This window comes from Faecalibacterium sp. DFI.5.82 (genome assembly GCF_029076575.1).
In the GTDB taxonomy this organism is placed as follows: Bacteria; Bacillota; Clostridia; order Oscillospirales; family Ruminococcaceae; genus Faecalibacterium; species Faecalibacterium duncaniae.
Genome location: NZ_JARFIS010000593.1, coordinates 1 through 307 on the forward strand (window position 1 = coordinate 1; position 307 = coordinate 307).

Annotated in this window: 1 pseudogene; it reads right to left on the minus strand. The window is 57.0% G+C overall.

The features are described from left to right. Positions 1-307: pseudogene (locus P0G09_RS18025) on the minus strand ((p)ppGpp synthetase); the annotation flags it as partial.

Consider the following 307-nt stretch of genomic DNA (forward strand, 5'->3'; position numbering starts at 1 on the left):
GTGTGCAGGCTCTGGTAGCCGTTGGGCTTGGGGGTGGAGATATAATCCTTGAAGCGGTTGGGCAGCGGGTGGTACATATCGTGGATGAGGCCCAGGGTGCTGTAACACTCAGCCAGCGAATCCAGAATGACACGGACGGCATAGATATCGTAGATCTCATCGAAGGTCTTGTTCTGCATGAAGGTCTTGCGGTAGATGCCGTAGATGCTCTTGACGCGGCGCTTGATGGTGGCACCCTCGATGCCGCTCTCCTTCAGCCGCAGCTCGATGAAACCGGACACTCTGGCAAGGAACTCCTCCCCTGCAC